We start from the raw sequence: 22,411 nt of genomic DNA, 5'->3' as shown, positions 1-22,411 counted from the left end.
TCACGCGCGATCACCGCTTACCAGGGGCGGTCGGTCACCGCGCCGGTGGAGGAGTTCCAGAACACGTAGCCGCCCTGGAAGTTGTTCTGCCGTCCACCGGTGGCCGCCATCTCGTCGGTGGTCGGGTAGCGCAGGTACGAACGCTCCCAGCCGAGCGAGGCCCAGCGCTTGCGGATCTCACCCCACACACCGTGCGCGTCGGTCGCCGACGTCCAGTAGATGGAACCACCCTTGGTGAAGTGGTTGTAGCGGCCGACGCCGTCCGGCGTGCTTGTCTCGTCGGTGGTCGGGTAGCCCATCGGTCCGCGTTCCCAGTCGAGCGCGGCCCATCGGGCGCGGATCCGTCCCTGGATCGCCTTCACGTCCGTCTGCGCCGTCCAGTAGATGGACGCGGCCTTGCTGAAGTGGTTGTAGCGGCCGACGCCGTCCGGCGTGCCCATCTCGTCGGTGGCCGGGTAGCCCATCGGTCCGCGCTCCCAGTCGAGCGCGGCCCACTTCTGCCGGATCCTGCCGTAGATCGCGTTCGCCCCGGTTTCGCCGGTGTAGTAGATCGACGCCTGGATGATGCCGGGCCAAGCCGGGAAGTGGTTGTACCGGCCGACACCGTCCGGAGTGGACCGTTCGTCGGTCGCGGGCGGGCCGAACTTCGCGTGCCCGCCCGCGGCGAGGTACTTCTTCAGGATCTCGCCCTCGATTTGCTGCACGCCCGTGTCCTTCGACCAGTACAGCCGTCCGCGCTCGTAGGTGCGGAAGCGGACCGTGCCGTCGACTGCCTCCGGCGCGGTCGGCGCGCCGAGTCGTTGCGCCAGCGCGGGTTCGTCGCGGTAGCGCTTGTCGATCGGGGTGATGTAGTTCGCCGTGATCGTCTGGTCGGCGGCGCCCATGGTGATGCTGGTCAGCCGCTCGGTGGCCCCGGTGGACCAGCCGGTGAAGGTCGACGCGCCGTCCGAAGCGACTTCGGCCGCCTGGATCTCCACGGTCGCGCCTTCGACCACCATCGCCGAAGCGGCCCCGCCTTCCGGCGTGATGCCCAGCGCCGCGGCGACGTTGCCGATCAGGGTCAGCCGGTGTTCCCGAGGCTTCGCGACGTAGGTCTTCGAGACCGTGACTCCGGAGCTGTCGGTCGCCGACGCGGTGAACTCCAGGTTGGAGTCCGTGTGGTCGGTGAACGGCATGGCGAACTGGGGGCCGGTGCCGCTCTCGGCCGGATGCGCGTGGCAGACCGCGTTCTCCGGGCAGTGCCGGACCAGCGTGGTCCAGGTGACCGGGAGGTCTCCGTCCTCGGTGTCGGTGACGGTCGCGCCGATCTTGACCTCCTCGCCGACCGCGAACAGGCTGCCGCCTGGGTCGGTCATGGTCAGCTTCGGCGAGTGGTTCCCGGGTGCCACGGCGACGTCCGTGCTCCCGGACGCCTGCAGTCCGTCCTTCACGGTCAGTTTGGCGGTGAATTTCTCGGTCCCGGCCGCGTAGGTGTGGCTGACCTTCGCCCCGGTACCGGTGGTGCCGTCGCCGAAGTCCCACGCGTAGGTCAGCTGGTCACCGTCGAAGTCGTACGAACCGCTGCCGTCGAAGGAGACCGTGCGGGTTTCGGGGTTCGTCTCGGAAGTGGCGACCGCGACCGGCGCCTTGTTCCCGGTGGTGTAGCTGAGCCGTCGCAGCAGGCCGGTGTAGATGTCCGCGTAGACGATGTCGCCGTTGGCCGCGGCCTGGAACTTGACGGGCCCGCCGATACCGGTGAACTTCGGCGGCGTTTCCTGCGGGCGGACGACCCGGCCCTGCGTGTCGTACTTGGCCGTCCACAGCTTCTGGGTGGCGTAGTCGCCGAAGAAGTACGCGCCCCGGTATTCCTCCGGGTACGACTCTCCGTTGTAGACGATGCCGCCGGTGACGCTGTTGCCGTTGTCGGGGCCCTGGCCGTGCGGGACCACCAGCATCGGCGGGGTGTTCACGGCCGAAGCGCACTGCGGCATCGCGGAGAAACCGTCGGTCGGCTGGTTTCCCTCGAAGCACGGCCAACCGTGGTTCGCGCCCTTCTGGACGAAGTTGACTTCTTCCCAGGTGCCCCAGCCGACGTCGCCGACCACCGGCAGACCGGTGGTCGCGTCGAGGCTGAACCGGAACGGGCTGCGGAAACCGCTGGCGAACACCTTGGAGCGCATCGAGGTCGGGCTCGCGGCGAGGTAGTACGGGTTGTCCGGCACACCGGCGCCGTCGGTGGTGATGTGGAAGATCTTGCCGAAGATCTTGTCGACGTCGTACACGTTGAACGCGAACGGGTCCGCCGCGCCCTGGAAGCGGGCGCTGTCGCCGGTCGAGACCCACACCGTGCCGTCGGGGGCGGCCACGACACCGGTGATGCCGTGGACGTCGGTGTTGCCGGGGCCTTCGATCAGGATCTTCTCGCCGGTCAAACCGGTCGGCTCCGTGGTGCCGGACACCGTCCAGCTCGACGCCCGCAGGAGGAAGCCGCCACCGGCCTGGCTCACCGCGCGCGCTGTGTAGATCTTGCGCGAGGTGGCGAAGTCGGGCGCGATCGCGATACCGGTCAGGCCCAGGTCGCCGGAGGTCCGGACGTCGGTCAGGTTCGCGATCTCCCGGATCTGCCCGGTGGTGGACACCCAGGCGACCTTGCCCGCCTTCCCCGTGGTCAGGATCGAGCCGTCGGGCAGGTAGGCGAAGTCGGTCAGGTCGTACGGAGCCTGCCCGCTCTGCTGGTCGCGCAGGACGAAGCCGGACGGCAACAGCGGCGCCGCGGACGCCGAAGTGGTCGTCAACGGCACCAGCAAGGTCGCCAGCAGCACCGTCACGACGGCGTGACAGAGCGCACGGAATCTCGAAGGCATGCAAGGGCCCCTTTCCCCAGTCGAACGTCTCATCGACGGAGCCCACGTGGGCATTTCACACTTTCGAGTGGCTTGACCGAACTGTGATCACCACCGTCGGTCGATCACCTGGCCCGTGGTCCGGTTCCAGGTGACGTAGCCGCCCTGGAAGCTGTTCTGCCGTCCGATGTGGATGCCGAACTCGTCCGTCGTCGGGTAACGCAGGTACGACCGCTCCCAGCCGAGCGCGGCCCAGCGCTGCCGGATCGCCCCATAGACGGCGTGCGAGTCGGTGGCCATCGTCCAGTAGATCGAGCCGGCCTTCGTGAAGTGGTTGTACCGGCCGACGCCGTCGGGGGTGCTCGTCTCGTCGGTGGCCGGGTACCCCATCGGTCCGCGCTCCCAGTCCAGCGCCTCCCACCGGACGCGGATACGGCCCCAGATCGCGCGCGCGTCCGTCTGCGGGGTGTAGTAGATCGACGCCTTCTTGCTGAAGTGGTTGTAGCGGGCGACGCCGTCCGGGGTGCCCATCTCGTCGGTGGCCGGGTATCCCATCGGCCCGAGCTCCCAGCCGAGCGCCGCCCACTTGACCCGGATCCGCCCGTACACCGCGTGCGCGCCGGTCGACGGGGTCCAGTAGATCGACGACCGCATCGGGCCAGGCCGGTGCGGGAAGTGGTTGTACCGGCCGACGCCGTCCGGCGTGGCGGTCTCGTCGGTCGCGGGCGGCCCGAACATCCGGTGCCCGCCCAGCGCGAGGTACCTCGCCAGGATCTGGCCCTCCATCTGCTTCACACCGGTCTCGGCGCTCCAGTAGAGCCTGCCGTTCGTGTACGGCCGGTAGCGCACGGGCCCGTCGGTGACCTCCGGCCCGATGGGCACGCCGAGCCGTTGCCGCAGCGCGGGTTCCGCCTGGTAGCGCCGGTCGATCGGGGTGAGGTAGTTCGCGGTCAGGGTCAGGTCGCCCGCTGGGGCGGTGACGGTCACCGTGCGCGTGGTCCGCCCGTCGGACCAGTTCGCGAATGTCGAAACGCCGTCCGCGGCGACCTCCTCCGCCACGACCTCGAACGTCGCGCCCTCGGTCACCATCGCGGTGTTGACCCCGCCCTCCGCCGGGATGCTCAGCGCCGCGGGGACGGTGGAGGTCAGGGTCAACCGGTGCTCGCGTGGCATCGCGACGTAGGTCCTGCTCGCCGTCACCCCGGCGCGGTCGGTCACCGTCGCGGTGATCTCGACGCGGGAGTCCTGGTGATCGGTGAAGGGCACGGTGAAAACCGGCCCGCCGCCCGGCGAACCGGGATGCGCGTGGCAGGTCGCCTCCTCCGGGCAATGGCGGATCAGCGTGGTCCACGCGACCGGCAGCGCACCGTCCTCGGCGTCGGTGGCCATCACCTCGGCGACGACCGGTTCCCCGACGGCGAACGTCCGCGAACCGGGATCCGTCATCGCGAGTTCCGGCGAATGGTTGCCCGGCACCACGACGACGTCGGCGCTCGCGGACGCGCCGAGCCGATCGGTGACGGTGAGGCGCGCTGTCGCCCGTTCGACCTCGGCGCCGTAGGAATGGGTCACGCGGACACCGGTCCGGCTCGTGCCGTCGCCGAAATCCCAGTGGTACGTCAGCGGATCGCCGTCGAAATCGTAGGAACCGGCGCCGTCGAAGGTCACCGTCCTCGTCGACGGCTCGGCACTCGACGCCGCCACCGCGACCGGATCCGCGTTCGTCCCCGGATAGCTGAGCCGACGCAGGTTCCCGGTGTGGATGTCGGCGAAGACGATGTCGCCGTTGGCCGCGGCCGCGAACTTGACCGGCCCGCCGACGCCGGTGAACTTCGGCGGCCGCTCGGGCGCGCGGACGAGCCTGCCCTGGCTGTCGTACGTCATCGTCCAGATCTTCTGCGTGACGTAATCCCCGAAGAAGAACGCGCCTCGGTATTCGTCCGGATAGGACGATCCACTGTAGACGATCCCCGCGGTGACGCTGTTCCCTTCGTCGGCACCGGAACCGTGGTGGTACGCGGTGACCGGCGGCGTGTTGACCACTCCCGCGCAACCCGCGAGGCCGGAATACCCCGGTGTCGGGGCGTTTCCTTCCCAGCAGGGCCAGGCGTGGTTCGCCCCCGGCCGCACGACGTCCACCTCTTCCCAGGTGTTCCAGCCGACGTCACCGACGACCGGCAGGCCGAGCCGCGGATCGAGGGAGAACCGGAACGGACTGCGGTAGCCGCTGGAGAAGACCTTGGAACGAGTGGCGTCCGGCGCGGCGGCTGAGTAGTACGGGTTGCCGGGGACGCCGGCGCCGTCCGGGGTGACGTGCAGGATCTTGCCGTAGAGCTGATCGAGGTCGAGCGAGCGCAGCGCACCGGGATCCACCCGGGTGAAGTCGGCGGCGTCGCCGATGGAGATCCACAAAGTCCCGTCGGGTGCCGCGACGAGCCCGCTGATGCCGTGGACGTCGTGGAACCCGGGAAGGTCGACGAGCACTCGTTCGTTCGCGAGACCCGTGGGGACGTCCGTGCCGGTCACCGTCCAGCGCGCCACCCGCATGGTGAACGCGCCGCCGCCCGTGTCGAACGACCACGTGAGGTAGATCTGGCGCGAGGTGGCGAAATCCGGCGCGACGGCCAGTCCGACGAGACCGAGGTCCCCGTCGTCGTGGACGGGAAGGTTCGCGATCGTCCGCGCCGGACCGGCGGCGGGCACCCAGGCGAGCTTGCCGCTCTTGCCGGTGCTGAGTACCGAACCGTCCGGCAGATAAGCGAAATCGGTCAGGTCGAACGCGGCTTGACCGCTCGGCTGGTCACGCAGGACGAAGCCGGAAGGCAGGGAGGGCGCCGCGGTCGCTTCCGGCGCGCCCACCCAGCCCGGGAGAAGAAGGATTGAAACCGACAGTGCGACAAGTACGCGAGTGAGTGCCCTGCTCGGCTTCATCGGCGCTTCCCCATTTCCGGCGTGTCATGACACGTCGCCGGAGGCGGGTAAGTCATTGCCCTCAGGGGCTTTCGTTTATGTCAAAGCAATCGAACCGAAATGATCGTCACGCGGTGGAGCGGTCAGGCCACGACCTGTACGACGCCACCCTTCTGCAGCATCGTGAAGTACTTCTGCGAAGCCGCGGCGGACAGGTGGATGCAGCCGTGCGAGTACACCGAGAGGCTGCCGGTGTGGAACGCGATACCCGGCAGGAAGAACACGGAGTTCGGCATCGGCGCGTCGAAGGCCTTCGAGTGGTAGTTCTTGACCTTCGCCGAAACGTGGAAGACACCCGTCGGCGTCGCGTACCCCTTCTTGCCGGGCAGCTGCTTGACCGGGCCGTAGATGACCTTGCCGTCCTGCAGCAGCCACGTCTTCAGCGCGGAGAGGTCCACGCAGGCACTCACACCCGGCGAGGCCAGCGCGGCCTTGCAGGGAATGTCGGCGGCGTTCGGGGCGGGCTTGGGCGCCGGCTTCGGCGTGGGTTTCGGCGTGGGTTTCGGCGTCGGCTTGGGCTTCGAAGACGTCGGCTTCGGCGTGGAACTGGAGCTGCTCGGCGTCGGCGTCGGCGTCGGCGAAGACGTGGCAGGCGCGGACGTGGTCGTGGTCCCGCCCGCCGGGTCGCCCTGAGCGACGGCCCCGCCGCCGGGCGCGCCGCCGCCCGCGCCGCCGGAACACGCGGTCAACGCCAGCGCGGTGGCCAGTGCGGTCACGCCAACCAGGAACTTCTTCACGACCCGTACCCCCGTTTGCCCGTGGTCCGTCCGACATGGGTAAAGACGGAGCTCACCCGTCCGGGGTTGTTGATCGGAAGGTCACGATCGCGTCTCAGGGCACGCGGCCGACGACCCGCGCGTACATCCGGCCCGGATTGGCGCCTTCGTCCAGATATCCGGGCAGCGGCGGCAGCTCCCGCGCGAACCCGGCCAGCCTGCCGAACAGTTCGTTCGCGTCCACGGGACGCCGTTCCGGGTCCTTCTCCAGGAGGTCCGCGAGCAGGTCGTTCAGTCCACGCGGGACACCGTCCACTTCGGCCGGACTCTCCTTGACCTGTTTCTCGAACACCGCGTACGCCGTGGGCCCGGTGAACAGCTGCCTGCCGGTCAGCATTTCGTGCAGTACGCAGCCCAGCGCGTACAGGTCGCTGCGCGGTCCGGCGATTCCCCGCTGGATCTGCTCGGGCGCCATGTACGCGGGGGTGCCCAGGATCTGCCCGGCGCGGGTGAACTGGGCGACGTCGGTCTCGCGCAGCATCGCGAGGCCGAAGTCGAGCACCTTCACGCTGCCGTCGGGGCACAGCATCAGGTTGGTGGGTTTGAGATCGCGGTGGCAGATGGACAACGCGTGCGCGGCGGACAACACGGCGCAGGCCTGCGCGGCGATCGCGGCCGCCCACGGCACCGGCAGCGGGCCGTGTTCGGCGGCGAGATCCGCGACGGTCACGCCTTCGATGAACTGCATGACCTGGTACAACCGCTCGTCGTAGGTGCCGAAGTCGTACAGCGTCGGCGCGCCCGCGTGTTCCAGGGTCGCGAGGATCCGCGCCTCGCGGATGAACCGCTGTTCGAGTTCGGCGTCGGGACCACCGGGAAGGCCGAGGAACTTCACCGCCACGCGGCGGCCGAGATGCCGGTCGTGGCCGGCGTAGACCGCGCCCATCCCACCCCTGCCGAGCGGCAGCTCGTCGAGTTCGTAACGGTCCGCGATCAGCACCTAGTTCTCCGGCTTGAGCTGGCCCTCAGTCAGTCCCGTCAAGCCTAGCCTCACCAGCTCCAGGCCCGATTCCGCCGCCTCGCGCAGGGCGGCCTCGAAGGCGGCGAGCCGGGTGAACGCCTCCCCGTGGGCGCGCTGCGCATCGATCGGCAGGCGCGGGATCCGGGTGCGCTTGAGGTCGATCCTGGTCGAGGAGGTCGGGGCGATCTGCCCCGCCGCGCGCAGGCATCCGGCGAGGAACGCGGCGTCCAGCCGTTCGGGATCGGTGCGGTACTTCGACATCGTCGGCTCGGCCGCGACCGTCTCTCCACTGTGGACATGAGCGGGCGCGGAGGGCGACGCGACGACGTCGCCTTCTTCCACCGATTCCGGCACGGTGAGCACGCCGGACTTCAGCAGCTCGCCGATCGTGACGAACGAGGGCTTCTCGTCGGAGACCGCCAGCGACGGCAGCTCCGGCCGGATTCCCTCGAAACACCTTCGGACTTCGAGGAAGGCCTCGCCCGCGTGTTCGTCCCGATCCTGGTACCGCGCGGGGGAAAGGTCGATCTCCTCGTCGAGCAGATCGATGATCCGCACCGCACCCGGCACCTCGACGCCGCGCAGGTGCTCCCGCCACTGTTCCTCCACAGTGGACGGATCGGCCAGCAGGAGCACCCTGGACGGCGGCCGCTCCCCGGGCTCCGGCCGCCGCAGCAGCCAGAGATCCGCCCCGCCGACCGTGACCACGGCACGCAAAGCCCCGGCCCGCAACAAATTCCCGCGGATCCGCCGTCCGGTGCGGCGTCCGGCGGCGGCGGGCGGCATGCGGATCGCGACCAGCCCGCCGGGTTTCACATGCGCGAGACAGTGCTGCACCCAGGCCAGTTCCGGCTCGCCACGCGGCGGCTGGCCGTACACCCAGCGTGGGTCGCCGACGAGTTCGTCGTAGCCCCATTCCCGTTCGTTGAACGGCGGATCGCAGACGACGGTGTCCGCGAGAACCCCCTCGTAGGAGTCCATCGACAGGGCGTCCGCCCCGTACATCTCCATGTCCGCGCCCGCGAGCAGCAGCCGGTGCGCCGCGATGCACGAGGTCGCCGGATCGTCGACCTGGCCGAGCAGCCGGGTTCCGCCGGAGGCGAGCAGCAGCGTCCCGAGGCCGCACGCGGGGTCGAGCACCACGCCGGGTGCGGGACCGATGAGCCGGGACATCAACGCGGCCACCGGCCCCGCGGTGACGGACAGCTGCCGGGAGTGCGCCTCGACGTAGCGATCGCACAGGAACTCGTAGGCCTCGCGCGCGCCTCGCTCGGCGGCGAACCGGTCCAGCAGTTCGAGCAGCTCGGCGTCGTCGTAACGCGGCGAAAAGGTCCACGCATGCCGCCGCGAAAGGTACGACCCCACCCTGCCGACCCGGTCGCCGAGCGCCAGGTCGTCGCCGAGGTTCCGCAGCCGCTGCCAGATCCGGTCCCCGAGCGAGATCTCGACCGGCTTCCCCCGCTCACGCAGCCACTTTTCGACGGCGACCAGGGAAAAGAAGGGGCTCGACGCCGTCCCGCCGACAGGCGGCGGAAAATCGCCGTAACGTCGACGCCAGTTGCTGACGGCGGCGCGGCCGACGCCGGCGATCCGCGCGATGTCCGCCGCGGTGACGGTGGCTTGCTCCTCCATCGCCGCATCGTAACCGACAGCCGACTATTCCAACCCTTTGTTTGTGAACTCAGTACACAACTGCTTTACTGGGCTCCATGAGGTACACCCTTCGGTACGCCGCCGGCTCGGACGTCGGGCGGCGGCGCCAGGTCAACCAGGACTCGGTCTACGCCAGCACCAGGATGCTGGCCGTCGCCGACGGCATCGGCGGCCAGCCGCACGGCGAGGTGGCCAGCGCCGAGGCGGTGGGTGTCCTGTCCCGGCTCGACAAGGACCTCCGCGGCTTCGACCTCGCGGACGTCGACCTGGTCGAGGTGCTCTCCGGCGGCCTTCGCGCCATCGACGACCGGCTCGCCGCGACGGCCGAGCAGGAGCCCGAGACGCGGGGCATGGGCACCACTCTGACGACAGTGCTGTTCGACGGCTCCCACTTCACCGCCGCCCACATCGGCGACTCGAAGGGCTACCTCCTCCGCGGCGGCACGCTTCAGCGCTTCACCCGCGATCACACGCTCGCGCAGGCCCTCGCGGACGACGGGCGCATCGACCCGTCGGAGGTCGAGGGACACCCTCGCGGCTCGCTGTTGATGAAGGCGCTCTTGAGCACCGGCAGCGGCGAAGCGGACATCTGGACCTTCGACGCCGCGCCCGGAGACCGTCTCCTGCTGTGCTCGGACGGGTTAACGGCAACGGTTGTCGAAACCGTTATCAAGGACGTCCTGGGGGCCTTCCAAGATCCCGCCGAGACCGTCCCGAGGCTGATCGACCTGGCCAACGAAGGTGGCGGGCCGGACAACATCACCTGCGTCGTGGCCGACGTCGTCGACACCACCGTCCCCGCGGCCACTTGAGCCGCAAACGCAGGTCAGACCCGCCTTCGCGGGGGCGAAAGGGCATCCGGTAAAGTTCCCCACGGAGGATTGGCCGAGCGGCCTAAGGCGCACGCTTGGAAAGCGTGTTGGGTTCACGCCCTCGCAGGTTCGAATCCTGTATCCTCCGCCGTCAGCAAGGCCCCGGACGTTCCGACGTCCGGGGCCTTGTTGATTACTTAGCAGGACCTTCACTTAACAGAGTCAGTTGATCACGCTAAGTTTAATAGTGGTCGTTCCAGCCCCCCGACGTCCCAAGGGAGTCCGCCAAAATGGCCGGAGTCGAAGAGATCCGCGCTGGTATCGCGCTCGCGAACGAGAAGGCATCCGCGAGCATCGCCGCACTTCAGCAGGCAGCGCAGTCTCTCGAAGAAGCCCAGCTTTCGCTTTCCCAGGCCACCCAGGGCAGCACCCAGCACGAGGTGAGCCAGGCACACGGGCTCCTCGCCGAGGCCCTGCAGGGCATCACCGGGATGCAGAGCACCATCCAGGCGGGCATCTCGTCGGCCGAGTCGTACTCGACCCGTCTCTGACATGTACTTCGAGGAGCTGCACCAGCTGCTGACGGCGGTCCAAACCGGCCTCGCCGACGGACGCGCCCATGCCGAGCGGGCGAGGAGCCTGCTCGAGGAGTCCAGGCGCGCCATAGTGGAACCCCAGGCCCAAGCCGTGCCCTGGGTGCCGCCGCAGCTGGCGCAGGCCGACGAGGGAATGGAAAATCTCCTGACGCGCCTTTCCGCCGCTGACGACCTGGTCAGCGGCTACCAATCCCGCCTCTGAGATCGGCGAGCCGGTATGGGCAGCAAAGCGAGTGAACAGCGCAATCGCGTCGTTACGGCGCTGGAACGGGTCCGGCACCAGATCGGGCTCGTCCTCGGCGCCGCCGCCGGCGCCCGCCAGTACGCCGAGGCGGAACTGGCCAAACTGGAGCTGGAACAGCACATAGTCCGGGTGGGGATGAACAACTCCACCTCGGAGCAGTACGCCGAATGGTCCCGGCATCCCGCCGCGAACGAGGTGTTCGGCCAGCTCGGCAGCGTGCGCGGCCAGTTCTACGCGGACTGGGAAGCCGGCCCGAACGCGTTGCGCGAACTCGTCGCGCACAACGCGCCGGGGCCCGCGAGCCAGCCGCCGGGCAACTGGCTCGGCCGCGTCGGCGGAAATCCCGGCATCACCGCGCCGGGACTGTGGCGCGTCGGCTCGGCGACCGTTTCGGGCAAGGACGTCCCGCGCACGTTCGACGTCGCGGTGCCCCTGCTCGACGAGTCGCACCTGTCCATCACGTCGGCGCCCAAGACCAGGGCCGCGGTGGACGGCATCGTGCAGAACCTGCTGATGCGGATCCTGAGCACGTTCGAACCCGGCGCGGTGCGCGTCCACCTGTGGGATGTCGGGCAGCTGACCGCGATCCTTCCCGACCTGTACCCGCTGAGCCGCACGAGCGCGCTCACGCTTTACGACCCGGGACGGCTCGAAGACCTCCTCGACGAGCTGGCGGGTCACATCCGCCGCATCCACGCGACCGGGATGCAGGCGGGGCACACGTCGCTGAGGGAGATCCGGCGGGCGAGCGGCCAGCGCGTCGAACCGTTCCGCGTCGCGGTGCTGTACGGCAACGGCGAGACCCTCGAACCGGAGCGCGCCCGCGAACTGAAACGAGTCGCCACCGGGGCGCTCGCGGCCGGGATCTGCCTGATCCTGATCGACGTGCCGACCATGCTGTCGACGTCGGTCGAATCGCTGAGCCTGCACGACGAGCGGCGCGCGAAGAGCAGCATGACCGGCCCCGACCTGATCGTCGACCTCGACCCGCCGATGCCGTCCGGGCAGGTCATCCGCGCCGCCGGGCGGATCGCCGAGGCGCTGATCGCCAAACAGGGCGGGCCCCGCGCGTTCACCGACCTCCTGCCGACCGAGCTGGGCAAGGAGAGCTCGGCGCGCGAGCTGCGGGCACCGGTCGGGTTCTTCGAGGGCGAGCCGGTGGAGGTCGTCATCGGTGACGCCAGCCCGCACGTGCTCATCGGCGGTCCGAGCGGTTCGGGTAAGACGAACTTCCTGTACTCGCTGCTCGGCAGCCTCGCGGCCAGGTACTCGCCGGACGAGCTCGCGCTGTACCTGCTGGACTTCAAGGAGGGCGTGTCGTTCGCCGGGCTCGCGCCGGGGCGGCGGGACGCCAGCTGGCTGCCGCACGCCAAGCTCATCGGGGTCAACGTCAACACCGACCGCGAGTTCGGCCTGGCGCTGCTGCGGTTCCTCGCCGACGAGCTGCGCCGCCGGTCCGCCGCGGCGAAACTGCACGAGGTCACCAACCTCGCGGACCTGCGCGAACAGGACCCCGGCGGGCACTGGCCGCGGATCGTCGCGGTGATCGACGAATTCCAGTACCTGTTCGCCGGCCGCGACGGCGTGACGGCGACCGCGACCCAGCTGCTGGAGGACATCGCGCGGCGAGGCCGGTCTCAGGGCATCCACCTGGTGCTGGCGAGCCAGGACGTCGCCGGGATCGAGGCCTTCTGGGGCAAACCGGCGGTGTTCGAGCAGTGCACGCTGCGGATCGCGATGCCGAAGGCGCGGCGCGTGCTGGCCGAGACCAACAACGCGGCCGTCTCCGCGCCGAAGTGGCACGCGGTGATCAACCACGATTCCGGGGTGGCGCACGGGAACCAGCTCGCCCACGTACCGGACGCGAGCACCAAGGACGTCTTCAACAAACTGCAGCACCGGCTCTGGGAGCAGTACGCGGAGTCGTTCAAGCGGCCCCGGCTGTTCGACGGGGCGCATTCCCCTGTGCTGGAACAGTTCCCGGCGTTCGCCGACCTGAAGCCGACGGATCGGCCGCGGGCGCTGCTCGGCCAGTCCATCGACGTCGACGAGGCCGCCTGCGGGGTCGAGCTGCCGAAGGCACCGGGACGCAACGTCGCCGTCCTCGGCGCGGCCACCGCGGAAGCATTGTCCATCATGGACTCCGCCGCTCGATCGCTGGCTCGCCAGTATCACTGCGGGTCGGTGGAGTTCGTGCTCTCGTGCCCCATCGAAGCGTCCGTCCCCGCGGTGGCCGAACTCGCCGAGCGGCTGCGCGCGGAGGGACACCAGGCCACCCTTGTCGACGATTTACCCGCCCGGGTAATCGATATCGCGGAAAATCTGTCCTCTTTGGACAAAGCACAGGTTCTGCTCCTGTACGGCGTCGACGCGTCGATCCCCGCGCTGGAGGCGAAGGCACCCGGACAGCTCAAGAGCGGTCTGGATCAGCTGCGGGTGCTGCTGAAGCAGGGCCCGACACACGGCGTTCACACCATCGGCTGGTGGCGCAGCATCGCCCGCCTGAAGGACACGCTCGGTTTCGCGGGCACGGACGACATCGGGACCTGGGCGGCGTTGGACGTCCAGGGCAACGAACTGTCGCCGTTCGCCGCCGGCCAGGTCGTGCACTGGTCACCGCGACCGGGCCGGGCGCTGTTCTTCGACCGCACCACCCACGGCGCCCCCGAGGTGATCATCCCGTTCCAGCGTCCGGAAGGGCTTCTCGATGGATGACGGCATCACCGCGGCCATGCGGTACAAGGAGATCGTCGGCCTGGCGCGCGCTTCGGCGGAGAACCTCCGCAACTGGGAGATCGGCCGCGCGGACGAACTGGAGGCACGGCTCGCCGAGGCGCACCAGGCCGTCGCGGACGCCGCCGAACGCGAGCAACGCGCCGTCGACCGGTGCACGCGCTGGTGGAAGATGGCGCAGCACAACGTCGAAGGGCTCTCGTGGCTGCCCGAAGACGAGGACCCGAAACCGGTGCCGACCGCGCGGCCCGGGTACCTGGAGAAGTACCTGGAAGAGGTCAAGCCGAGCTACCAGGAACTCGTGCAGGCGGTGCTTTCCCTAGGGTGGCGCGCCAAACGCTCCTGACTTCACCCGCGTTTCGTCCTCTGGATGCGGTACTTGCGTGTGCAACTACCGCATCCAGAGGACTAATTGCGGATCACAGCTGGCCGAGCACCTTCTCCAGGTAGTCCGCCAAGTCGTAAAACGCGTCCTGGACGGGGTTGCCCGCACTCGGCCGGAACCGCAGCACCTGCGGGTCGTGGTCGCTAGCCTGCTTCGCGAACTCCGCGTTCAGGTGGACGACGTCGTAGTCGAGCCCGCGCGGCGCCTTCGACGCCAGGATGTGGTCCAGCACCTGCGACTGCCCCTCGAAAACGTAGCTGTACCGCTCGTTCTCGGGCAGCGACGCGATGAGGTCCTTCAGCGCGCCACCGGCGGTCAGCGTCTGCACGGCGGGCGAGAACGGGTAGTCGTTGATGTCACCGGCGACCACGATGTTCGCGTTCTTGTCCGACGCGAGCAGCTTGTCGACGAAGCCGCGTAGCACGGTCGCCTGCTTGGCCCGCTGCACCTCGGAACTCCGGACCGGCGGCTGGTTGCGGCCGTGGGTCGGCTGGTCGCCGCCCTTGGAGTTGAAGTGGTTCGCGATGACGAACACGGTGCGGCCCTTGAAGACGAACTCGCCGACCAGCGGCTTGCGGCTGGCTTCCCACGCCTCGTTCCCGGGCTCGACGCGGCCGGGCGAGACGGTGAGGTGGGTCTTGCCGCGCTCCTTGACCACGCCGGCCGGAGTGGTCGCGTCGCCGCCCTTGCGGTCCACAAAGGACACCCGCGCCGGGTTGAACAGGAAGCCGACGCGGATGTTGCCGCCCGGCTGGCCGCCGTCCTTGCCGTTCTCCGGGTCGATCTGACGCCACTCGTAACGCGGGCCGCCGGCGGCGACGATCGCGTCGGCGAACTTCTGCAACGTCTGGTCGGCGGCGACGGTACCGTCGTTCGCCGGCCCGTTGTTGTCCTGGATCTCTTCCAGGTTCAGGATGTCCGGCTTCGCCAGGTTCCCGACGACGGCCTTGGCCAGCTCGCCGAACTTCTCCGCACTGTCCAAAGCGGACAGGTTCTCGACGTTGTAGGTGGCCACCGAAAGCTCACCACTGCGCTGGGCGCGGGTGCTCTCGCGCTGCAACCCGTTGTCCTTGGCGGCGCCCAGCTTCGTCGCGAACAGCGTGTAGCCGCCGAAGTTGCTGTACTCCACCGGGCCGGAGGTCTCGCCGGTGAGCACGTCGCCGGTGTTGACCTTCGGGAACGGCTGCTGGGCGAACGGGATCAGCGACGCGACCTTGAGCACGCCGGTGTTGAGCCGGTCGTAGTCCAGGTACACCGCGCCGCCGCGGACGCTCGGGTTCTGCTTCGGCTTGGTGGTCACGTAAAGCTCGTTGAACCTCGACGTCGGGCCGACGACGCGCGCGTCGGAGACGCTGACGATCTCGCTCTCGTGCGTCTCCCAGAAGTCCAGCGAGTACTTCGCGGGCTCCAGCGGCAGCGGTTCGATGCTGCCGCCCGGAGCGGGGGCGACGGTGTCCGGGACCGTGTCCGGCGAGACGACGGTCGGGGCGGGCAGGGCGTTCCCGCTCGACTGGACCGTCCATTGTGCACTGGTCAGCTCGGTGAGCGACTGGTACGGCGAGGTCGCGGGAGCGTCCGGGTAGAACTCGCGGACGGTGCCCGCGGCGGTCACCGCGTCGCCGACGGCCACGGCGGGCGTGGTCGAGCCGGTGAAGACGAACAGGCCCTCGCTGGTGCGCGGGTCGGCGTCGGGCGCGGTGTCGGTGATCCAGAACCCGCGCGCCGAACCAAAACTCCGGATCGCGGTGACGACGCCGGTGACCCCGGCGACCTTCCGGTCCTTGAACGGCGAGATCCGGGTGGTGCCCTGGATGTCGTGGATCTTGGCGTCGACCGGCGGCGGGCCGGTCTCGCCCGGCGTCTCACCCTTGCCGTTGGTCGGGGTGGGCGAGCCTGAGGTGAAGTCCGCGGCGTTGTCGTCGGTGTCCGCGAGCGTCGTCCCCCTGGCGACGGAGGCGGTGTTGGACGGCGCCGGCGCCGTCGAACCCTCGCGGATGACGGCGGCGGCGCCGAAGCCGACCAGATCCTTGATCCGGGTGTCGGCCGCGCAGTCGGCGGCCGTCTTGCAGGTCAGCGCCGTGGTGCCCTGGACGAGCGCGATGGTGCCCGCGGTCGCGGACAGGGCCAGCGAACCGGTGGCGTCCGGTGACGGCAACGCGACCGTGCCGCCCGAGCCCTTCGCCTGCGCGATGAGGTACCGCGCACCCGGCGCGACACTGCCGGCCAGCGGCGTTACCTGCCAGCTGTTCCCCGACGCGGGCGCGTACTGGACGCTGAAGCCGTCGAGGCTCACGGCGGCCGTGCCGCGGTTGGCGAGTTCGACGAAGTCGTTGGTCAGCGTGGCGCCCGAATTGCCGCCACCGCCGTAGACCTCGGCGATCACGGCGTCGGCGCTGGGCGCGGCGAGCGCGGCCGGAGCGGAGACGCCGCTCACGACCAGGCCGGAGGCGACGGCCACGGTCAGGGCCCGTCTCCGGGCGGCACGTCGGGATGTGGTCACGCTGAGTCCCCTTTTCACAAGATCGGTCGAGGCATACTCCCCCGAACAAGTGAAATGAGGAAGACGACAAGACAACGATTCGTCACCGCTAGCCCGTTCGGACCCTGGTCGCGCCGAGTCACCGCGTGCGAAGATCAAGCTCCGCCGCCTGTTACACACCAGGAGGCGTCTTCATGCGCAGACTGCTTTGCGCGCTCATCGCGGCCGGTCTCGTGATCCCGGTTCCCCTGGCGGCCGCCAAACCACCGGAGAAGGCCGCGTTCGAGGTGATGACCCCGGCGAGCACGGTCGCGTCGCGCACCGACCGGCGGCCGAACGCGGGCGGGATCTTCGACCCGATCGCGCGCAAGACCTTCATCTCGTGGTCCGGCAAGGCCGCGGACACCTACGTCCAGGCCTACGACCACCGGACCGGCGTCTGGACGGCGCCGAAGAAGATCGCCGACGGCGAGTCCGATCCGCACAACTACCCCACGATGCTGCTGGCCGGCGACGGGCATCTGCTGATCTTCCGCGGCATGCACAACACGCGGACCGTGATCAGCCGCGCGCCGCTCGCCCATTCCCTCGACGGCACCTGGACCGGCGTCGAGGTCCCGGAGGGGGACGCGGCGAGCTATCCGATGCCGGTGAAGACCGTCGACGGCACGCTGTTCCTGTTCTACCGCGAGACCACGAAGGAACGGGATCCGACGGCGGACTCCGACTTCCGCCCGATGAAGTACCTCGTTTCCCGCGACCACGGGAAGACGTGGAAGAACTCCGTGCGGTTGACCGGGAAGCGGTGGGCGTTCGGCTCGCTGGGCCGGGCCGACCACATGGACGAGATCTATGTCGGGCAGCTGCGATACCTGCCGTCGAGCGGGCGGATCCAGTTCGTCTACACGCTCGCGGGCGGTGGGCCGTCGCAGCACAAGCACGACGTCTACCACCGGAACGTCTACCACCTGTCGTTCGACGTCCGCACCCTGCGCTTCTTCTCCGCCGCGGGCCACGACCTCGGCACGCAGGTCGACGACGCCGAACAGGAGCGGTATCTCAAGGTCGCCGAAACGCCGCTCGAACTCCCCGGCGGGCTCAAGTCGCCGGACTACATCCTGCAGGTCGGCACCCAGCGCGACGGCAAACCGTTCGTCACGTGGTTCCAGTTCGACGCCGCGGGCTCGCCGCGCGATTTCGCGGCCGCGTGGAACGGCCGGAACTGGGAGGTGCGCGAGGTCGCGAACGGGCTCCGATTGCGCGAGATCGAACAGCTCAATGGCGGCACTTGGCGCGTTTACGGAACCCGCGACGGAAAACCGGGCATTGAAACGTTCCTGCTCGAGAACGGCCGCGTCTGGCGGCCGGAAACGGTGATCACCACACCGAAACCGGTCCAGCGCGTCGAAGTGATCACCGGTTTCCGGGACCCGGCCCGCATTCTGGCGACCGGCGCGTCCAGTGCCCGTGACGTCTCCGTGGCCGACGGTGACATTTATGTCGCGGGAGTCCCGCGCAAATAGCCCATTGGTGTTCCGCTGCCTTAAATGAACCTCAAGTCCGGGTACGACCCGGCATTCCCGGAGCTACCTTTGGCGACGTGAGCGAGGACACAAATCCTCGGCTCGCGTCGCCGGAGGAGGTGTCCGATGAACTGGCTCATCGTCGGTACGGCACTGGTTCTGCTGCTGACCATCGCGCTCGCCGTCGATCTGCGCGACCGGAAACGCGGCGGGCGGCAGGTGGCCCATTTCGGCGGAGCGCGGCTCGACGCCGTACTGCGCGAGGCCGACATGGCCGACCGGCACACGACCTTCTGACGCTCGCCGGGGAGGGCGAGCAGGGGGAACTGGGGGCGCACCGCCGGTGCACGGGACCCGTCGGGGGAGGACGGAGCCCGTACACCGGCGGTGTGTCGTTTCGCCTCGTGAGTGGTAAGGACGGTTCTAACCGTCCTTGCCACTCACGAGGCGTTCGGTGGGCCCGTTCCGGCGCCCGTGCCCGCCTGAAGTACATGAAGGTCGAGTTCCCTCGGCTGACCCTGAAGGTCCGTGAAGGCCTCCTTCACTACCCTCAGGGTAGGCATGGAGGCCTTCACGGACACATGATCAGCCCCAGCCAAATCCAGTAGGCACCCAAGACGCTCTTGGCCCTAACCGTCCTTGCCACTCACGAGTCTTTTCGCGCCGGCGACCGCCGCCTTGCCCGCGCCCTTCGCGCTCGCGGCCAGGAACGTCATCCAGTCGAAGTAGTCGCGCCACAGCACGATCCGGCCGTCGCGCACTTCGAACGTGCCGCACACCCAGAACTCGGCCTCCCACGATCCACGTCGCAGGACGTCGGTGCGCTCGGTCAGCACGATCGGCCCGTCGGCGGCGATGTGGTGGGTGCGCGCCTCGAACCCGCTGCCGTAGCGGGCCATGGTGCGCAACTGCTTCTCCACCGCCGAAAGGCCGCGGGCCGGGGGGCAGCGGGACGTTCTGATAGACGATGTCGATCGCCACGAAGCCGAGCGCCCGATCGACGTCGAACTCTTCGAGGGCCTGAAGGAAACCGGTCACCACTGTCTTCGGATCCGTCATGCCCGCCAAGGCTGATCCGATTTTGAACCGCCGGAAGGTCACAGCCGTATCACAGGAGGAGAGGGGCCGCTTTCCCCTGACTACGGAGGTATCGATGCGACGGCGACTGCCGATGGCCCTGTTCGGGCTGGTCGTCTGGGTGCTCGCGGGCTGCTCGACGGCCACGGGCGCCGCACCGGCGACACCGGGCGCCAACCAGGCCGACATCACCTTCTCCCAGCAGATGGTGCCGCACCACCAGCAGTCGATCCAGGTCGCGAACCTGGCCTCGGAACGGTCGGCCTCGGAGTACGTGAAGGCCACCGCCGCCAAGATCGTCAAGGCCGAGTCGGCAGAGGTCCAGACGATGACCGGCTGGCTGCAATCGTGGAACGCGGCCGTTCTCCCCGCGGCGGGTCACGCCGGGCACGCGATGCCGGGGATGATCACCGAGGGACAGGTCGCCTCGCTGCAGAACCTGTCCGGCGCCGAGTTCGACAAGGTGTGGCTCCCGCTGATGGCCGAGCATCTGCGCAACGGCGTCGCGATGGCCAAGACCGTGCTGTCGTCGGGCGAGCACGCCGAGACCAAGGCGCTCGCGCGGGAGATCGTGGAGAACCAGACGGCGGCGATCGACGAGATCACCGCGCAGCTTTCCTGACCCCCTGAAGGCTCCGGAAGGCCCTCCGGTATTGTTCTCGGCGGTGGCGTGTCCGAGCGGCCGAAGGAGCACGACTCGAAATCGTGTGACGGTTAATACCCGTCCGTGGGTTCAAATCCCACCGCCACCGCAGCGAAGAGCCGGTCTCCACGGAGACCGGCTCTTCTGCGTCCGGGACTACTTGTTGAACTTGTCCTTGAGGTCCTGCACGCCGCCTTCCGCACGGTCGCGCAGGTCGTGCCCGGCCTCCTTGACCTGGCCTTCGGTCTGGTCGGCCCGGCCGGAGTTCGCGAGGTCCTGGTTGCCGGTCTTCTCGCCGAGCTTCTCCTTGGCGGCGCCGATGGCCTGTTCGGCCTTGTCCTTCGCCTTGTCGAAAACGCTCATGGCGGATGTTCCTCCTTCGACCGCGGCCGCCGTTTGCGGCCGCCTGCCTCCGGATTACCCGGGCCACGGGATCCGACACATCTGTCACCCGGTGCGGTTACCCCGTCGCCCGTGGAAGAACTCTTCGAGCAGGGCCGCGCATTCGGCCTCCAGCACGCCGCCGACGACCTCCGCGCGGTGACTGAGCCGCCGATCGCGGACGACGTCCCACAGCGACCCCACGGCCCCGGTCTTGGGTTCCCAAGCGCCGAAGACGACCTTCGCGACCCGGGCCATCACGAGCGCGCCGGCGCACATCGTGCACGGCTCCAGCGTCACCGCGAGCGTGCAGCCTTCGAGCCGCCAGCCGTCGCCATAGCTCTCGGACGCGGCCCGCAGCGCGAGGATCTCCGCGTGCGCCGTCGGGTCGCCGAGTTCTTCACGGGCGTTGCGCGCGGAAGCGAGCGGGGTCCCGTCCGGCGACAGGACGACGGCGCCGATCGGCACGTCGTCGCCCGCACCTCGCGCCGCCGCGATCGCCGCCCGGACGGCGGCGATGTCGGCGGCGGAGGCGGCGGGGCTCAGATCTCGTCCAGGATCTTGGAGAACTCGGCGGCGAACCCGCACCGCTGCGCGACCATCTGGAGCTGTTCGTCCGGATAGAGGTCGACCTCGCCGACGATCACCTGCAGTTCGGCCCCGGGGAGTCCGAGGTCGGACAGGATCTCCAGGTCGCCTTCCGGCCAGACCGCGTCGTCGTCCTCGTCCGGGGGATCGACTCTCAGCACGTCGAGGACGTCCGCGGCGATGTCGTAGTCGAGCGCCGCGGCGGCGTCGGACAACAGTAACGAGGGACCTCTGGGGCTCGGCCGGACGATCACGAAGAACTCGTCGTCGACCGCCAGCAGCCCGAACGCGGCACCTGTGGAACGCAGTTTCCCGAGCTCGGTGATCGCAGCGTCGAGTTCGGCGAGCGCCCCCGGATCAAGAGAGCTGCACCGCCACCGACCGTCCTCCCGCACCACGGCCACCGCGAACCCCGTGATCGGCTCTTGCACCGCCATGCGCACACCGTATTCCGCCCGCATTCGGAACGCACGCACGGTGCGCCCGAAGCGCCGCATGCGCCACTATCGAGACATGACCGGACCCACCGACCTGCCCACCCTCCCCGACGCGCGCTTCGCCGGATTGCTGGAGGAGGCCCGCGCGCTCCAGGCGAAAACCGTAGAGCTCCGCCGGGAGATCCACCGGAATCCGGAGATCGGGCTCCACCTGCCGAAGACCCAGTCCTCGATCAAAGCGGCCCTCGAAGGCCTGCCGCTCGAGATCATCGAGGGCAAATCGACCACCTCGCTGACCGCCGTCCTCCGCGGCGCGAAGCCGGGCCCGGCGATCCTGCTCCGCGGCGACATGGACGCGCTGCCGCTGCACGAGGACACCGGCCTCGACTTCGCCTCCGAGGACGACGGCGCGATGCACGCCTGCGGGCACGACACCCACGTCGCGATGCTGGCGTCGGCGGCACGGCTGCTCAGCGAGCACGTCGACGAGCTGGCCGGGTCGGTGGTGTTCATGTTCCAGCCCGGCGAGGAGGGCGAGCACGGCGCGCGCCACATGATCCACGAGGGTGTGCTCGATGCCTCGGGCGAGCGCGTCGAGAAGGCGTTCGGCCTGCACATCTTCACCTCGGCCGCGTCCGGCGTCGTGCAGACGCGGCCGGGGCCGATCATGGCGTCGGCCAACAGCTTCCACGTCACCGTCACTGGCAGGGGCGGGCACGGCTCGGCGCCGCACCAGGCGATCGACCCGGTGCCGGCGGCGGCCGCGATGGTGAGCGCGCTGCAGACGATGGTGACCCGCAAGGTCAGCGTGTTCGAGCCCGCGGTGGTCTCGGTCACCCGGATCGAGGCCGGGACGACGACGAACATCATCCCCGAGACGGCGTTCCTGGAGGGCACGATCCGCACGCTGTCCGAGCGGACGCAGGCGTTCGTCCGTGATGAGCTACCGAAGGTGTGCGAGGCGGTCGGCGCGGCGCACGGCGTCCGCGTGAGCGCCGAAGTCCTCCCCGGCTACCCGGTCACGGTGAACGACCCCCAGGTCGCGGCGCGGGTGCTGGATCTGGCGGCCGAGGTCCTCGGCGCCCGCAACTCCGAGGTCATGGAGAACCCGGTGATGGGCGCGGAGGACTTCTCCTACGTCCTGCAGCGGATTCCGGGCGCGTTCGCCTTCCTCGGCGCCTGCCCGCCCGGCGCCGACCTGGCCACGGTCGAGGCGAACCACTCGAACCGGGTGGTCTTCGACGAGGACGCGATGGCCAACGGCGTCGCGATGTACGCCGCTTTCGCGCTGGACGCCCTTCGGTAGCCATTACACAACAGCGTTGATTTAA

Annotated in this window: 18 protein-coding genes, 2 tRNA genes and 1 pseudogene; 11 read left to right on the top strand and 10 right to left on the bottom strand. The window is 69.2% G+C overall.

What is annotated here, in order from left to right:
* Positions 1-17: 17 nt before the first annotated feature.
* The 5 genes from AC069I_RS08325 to AC069I_RS08305 all read right to left on the bottom strand — a co-directional run bounded on the left by AC069I_RS08325 (position 18) and on the right by AC069I_RS08305 (position 9,161).
* Positions 18-2,843 (bottom strand): PQQ-dependent sugar dehydrogenase, encoded by a 2,826-nt coding sequence (locus AC069I_RS08325; RefSeq protein WP_478224292.1) that lies wholly within the window; start codon positions 2,841-2,843, stop codon positions 18-20.
* An 87-nt stretch (positions 2,844-2,930) separates the two neighbouring features.
* Positions 2,931-5,753, bottom strand: coding sequence for a PQQ-dependent sugar dehydrogenase (locus tag AC069I_RS08320; RefSeq protein ID WP_478224291.1), 2,823 nt, complete (start codon positions 5,751-5,753; stop codon positions 2,931-2,933).
* 122 nt (positions 5,754-5,875) lie between these two features.
* Positions 5,876-6,529, bottom strand: coding sequence for a L,D-transpeptidase (locus tag AC069I_RS08315; RefSeq protein ID WP_478265070.1), 654 nt, complete (start codon positions 6,527-6,529; stop codon positions 5,876-5,878).
* Positions 6,530-6,623: 94 nt separating this feature from the next.
* Entirely contained in the window at positions 6,624-7,508 is an 885-nt protein-coding gene (locus AC069I_RS08310) for a serine/threonine-protein kinase (RefSeq protein ID WP_478230867.1), read from the bottom strand.
* Positions 7,509-9,161: an N-6 DNA methylase gene (locus AC069I_RS08305; RefSeq protein WP_478265069.1), complete on the bottom strand. Its 1,653-nt coding sequence runs from the start codon at positions 9,159-9,161 to the stop codon at positions 7,509-7,511.
* Between the two features lie 77 nt (positions 9,162-9,238).
* On the opposite strand from AC069I_RS08305, the gene AC069I_RS08300 reads away from it, so the two are divergent.
* From AC069I_RS08300 to AC069I_RS08275, 6 genes are all read left to right on the top strand, one after another.
* Complete coding sequence (locus AC069I_RS08300; RefSeq protein ID WP_478265068.1) at positions 9,239-9,994, top strand: PP2C family protein-serine/threonine phosphatase; 756 nt, start codon at positions 9,239-9,241, stop codon at positions 9,992-9,994.
* Positions 9,995-10,057: 63 nt separating this feature from the next.
* A tRNA-Ser gene (locus AC069I_RS08295) sits at positions 10,058-10,142 on the top strand.
* A 142-nt stretch (positions 10,143-10,284) separates the two neighbouring features.
* Positions 10,285-10,545 (top strand): hypothetical protein, encoded by a 261-nt coding sequence (locus AC069I_RS08290; RefSeq protein ID WP_005167132.1) that lies wholly within the window; start codon positions 10,285-10,287, stop codon positions 10,543-10,545.
* A 1-nt stretch (position 10,546) separates the two neighbouring features.
* Positions 10,547-10,792, top strand: coding sequence for a hypothetical protein (locus AC069I_RS08285; RefSeq protein ID WP_478265067.1), 246 nt, complete (start codon positions 10,547-10,549; stop codon positions 10,790-10,792).
* Between the two features lie 15 nt (positions 10,793-10,807).
* Positions 10,808-13,549 (top strand): FtsK/SpoIIIE domain-containing protein, encoded by a 2,742-nt coding sequence (locus AC069I_RS08280; protein ID WP_478265066.1) that lies wholly within the window; start codon positions 10,808-10,810, stop codon positions 13,547-13,549.
* Positions 13,542-13,913, top strand: a complete 372-nt coding sequence (locus AC069I_RS08275; RefSeq protein ID WP_340686313.1) for a hypothetical protein — start codon at positions 13,542-13,544, stop codon at positions 13,911-13,913. Before AC069I_RS08280 ends, AC069I_RS08275 begins: the two co-directional genes overlap by 8 nt.
* A 73-nt stretch (positions 13,914-13,986) precedes the next feature.
* On the opposite strand, the gene AC069I_RS08270 is transcribed toward AC069I_RS08275, so the two are convergent.
* Positions 13,987-16,452 carry an endonuclease/exonuclease/phosphatase family protein gene (locus AC069I_RS08270; RefSeq protein WP_478265065.1) on the bottom strand — a complete coding sequence of 822 codons (2,466 nt, stop codon included), beginning with the start codon at positions 16,450-16,452 and terminating at the stop codon, positions 13,987-13,989.
* A 173-nt stretch (positions 16,453-16,625) separates the two neighbouring features.
* Here AC069I_RS08270 and AC069I_RS08265 point away from each other — a divergent pair, with 173 nt between their 5' ends.
* Together AC069I_RS08265 and AC069I_RS08260 are read left to right on the top strand one after the other, a co-directional pair.
* Complete coding sequence (locus tag AC069I_RS08265; protein WP_478265064.1) at positions 16,626-17,954, top strand: BNR-4 repeat-containing protein; 1,329 nt, start codon at positions 16,626-16,628, stop codon at positions 17,952-17,954.
* A 126-nt stretch (positions 17,955-18,080) separates the two neighbouring features.
* Complete coding sequence (locus AC069I_RS08260) at positions 18,081-18,251, top strand: hypothetical protein (protein ID WP_478265063.1); 171 nt, start codon at positions 18,081-18,083, stop codon at positions 18,249-18,251.
* 332 nt (positions 18,252-18,583) lie between these two features.
* Here AC069I_RS08260 and AC069I_RS08255 read toward each other — a convergent pair.
* Positions 18,584-19,013 (bottom strand): annotated as a pseudogene (locus AC069I_RS08255) (limonene-1,2-epoxide hydrolase family protein).
* Positions 19,014-19,107: 94 nt separating this feature from the next.
* Between AC069I_RS08255 and AC069I_RS08250 the strand changes: the two are divergent.
* Both AC069I_RS08250 and AC069I_RS08245 read left to right on the top strand, forming a co-directional pair.
* The gene (locus AC069I_RS08250) at positions 19,108-19,653 is read left to right on the top strand and encodes a DUF305 domain-containing protein (RefSeq protein ID WP_478224281.1); all 546 of its coding nucleotides are present in this window, start codon (positions 19,108-19,110) and stop codon (positions 19,651-19,653) included.
* A 42-nt stretch (positions 19,654-19,695) separates the two neighbouring features.
* Positions 19,696-19,783, top strand: a tRNA-Ser gene (locus AC069I_RS08245).
* 47 nt (positions 19,784-19,830) lie between these two features.
* On the opposite strand, the gene AC069I_RS08240 is transcribed toward AC069I_RS08245, so the two are convergent.
* The 3 genes from AC069I_RS08240 to AC069I_RS08230 all read right to left on the bottom strand — a co-directional run bounded on the left by AC069I_RS08240 (position 19,831) and on the right by AC069I_RS08230 (position 21,080).
* On the bottom strand, positions 19,831-20,037 hold the full coding sequence (locus tag AC069I_RS08240) for a CsbD family protein (protein ID WP_037320359.1): 207 nt from the start codon (positions 20,035-20,037) through the stop codon (positions 19,831-19,833).
* 84 nt (positions 20,038-20,121) lie between these two features.
* A complete protein-coding gene (locus AC069I_RS08235) occupies positions 20,122-20,574 on the bottom strand; it encodes a nucleoside deaminase (RefSeq protein WP_478224464.1) in 453 nt (150 codons plus the stop codon).
* A 23-nt stretch (positions 20,575-20,597) separates the two neighbouring features.
* Entirely contained in the window at positions 20,598-21,080 is a 483-nt protein-coding gene (locus tag AC069I_RS08230) for a tRNA adenosine deaminase-associated protein (protein ID WP_199745611.1), read from the bottom strand.
* 76 nt (positions 21,081-21,156) lie between these two features.
* Here AC069I_RS08230 and AC069I_RS08225 point away from each other — a divergent pair, with 76 nt between their 5' ends.
* Complete coding sequence (locus AC069I_RS08225; RefSeq protein ID WP_478224280.1) at positions 21,157-22,386, top strand: M20 metallopeptidase family protein; 1,230 nt, start codon at positions 21,157-21,159, stop codon at positions 22,384-22,386.
* Positions 22,387-22,411 lie beyond the last annotated feature (25 nt).

It is taken from the genome of Amycolatopsis sp. NPDC043885, from assembly GCF_056435685.1.
This window is presented reverse-complemented; position numbering and strand designations above follow the sequence as displayed.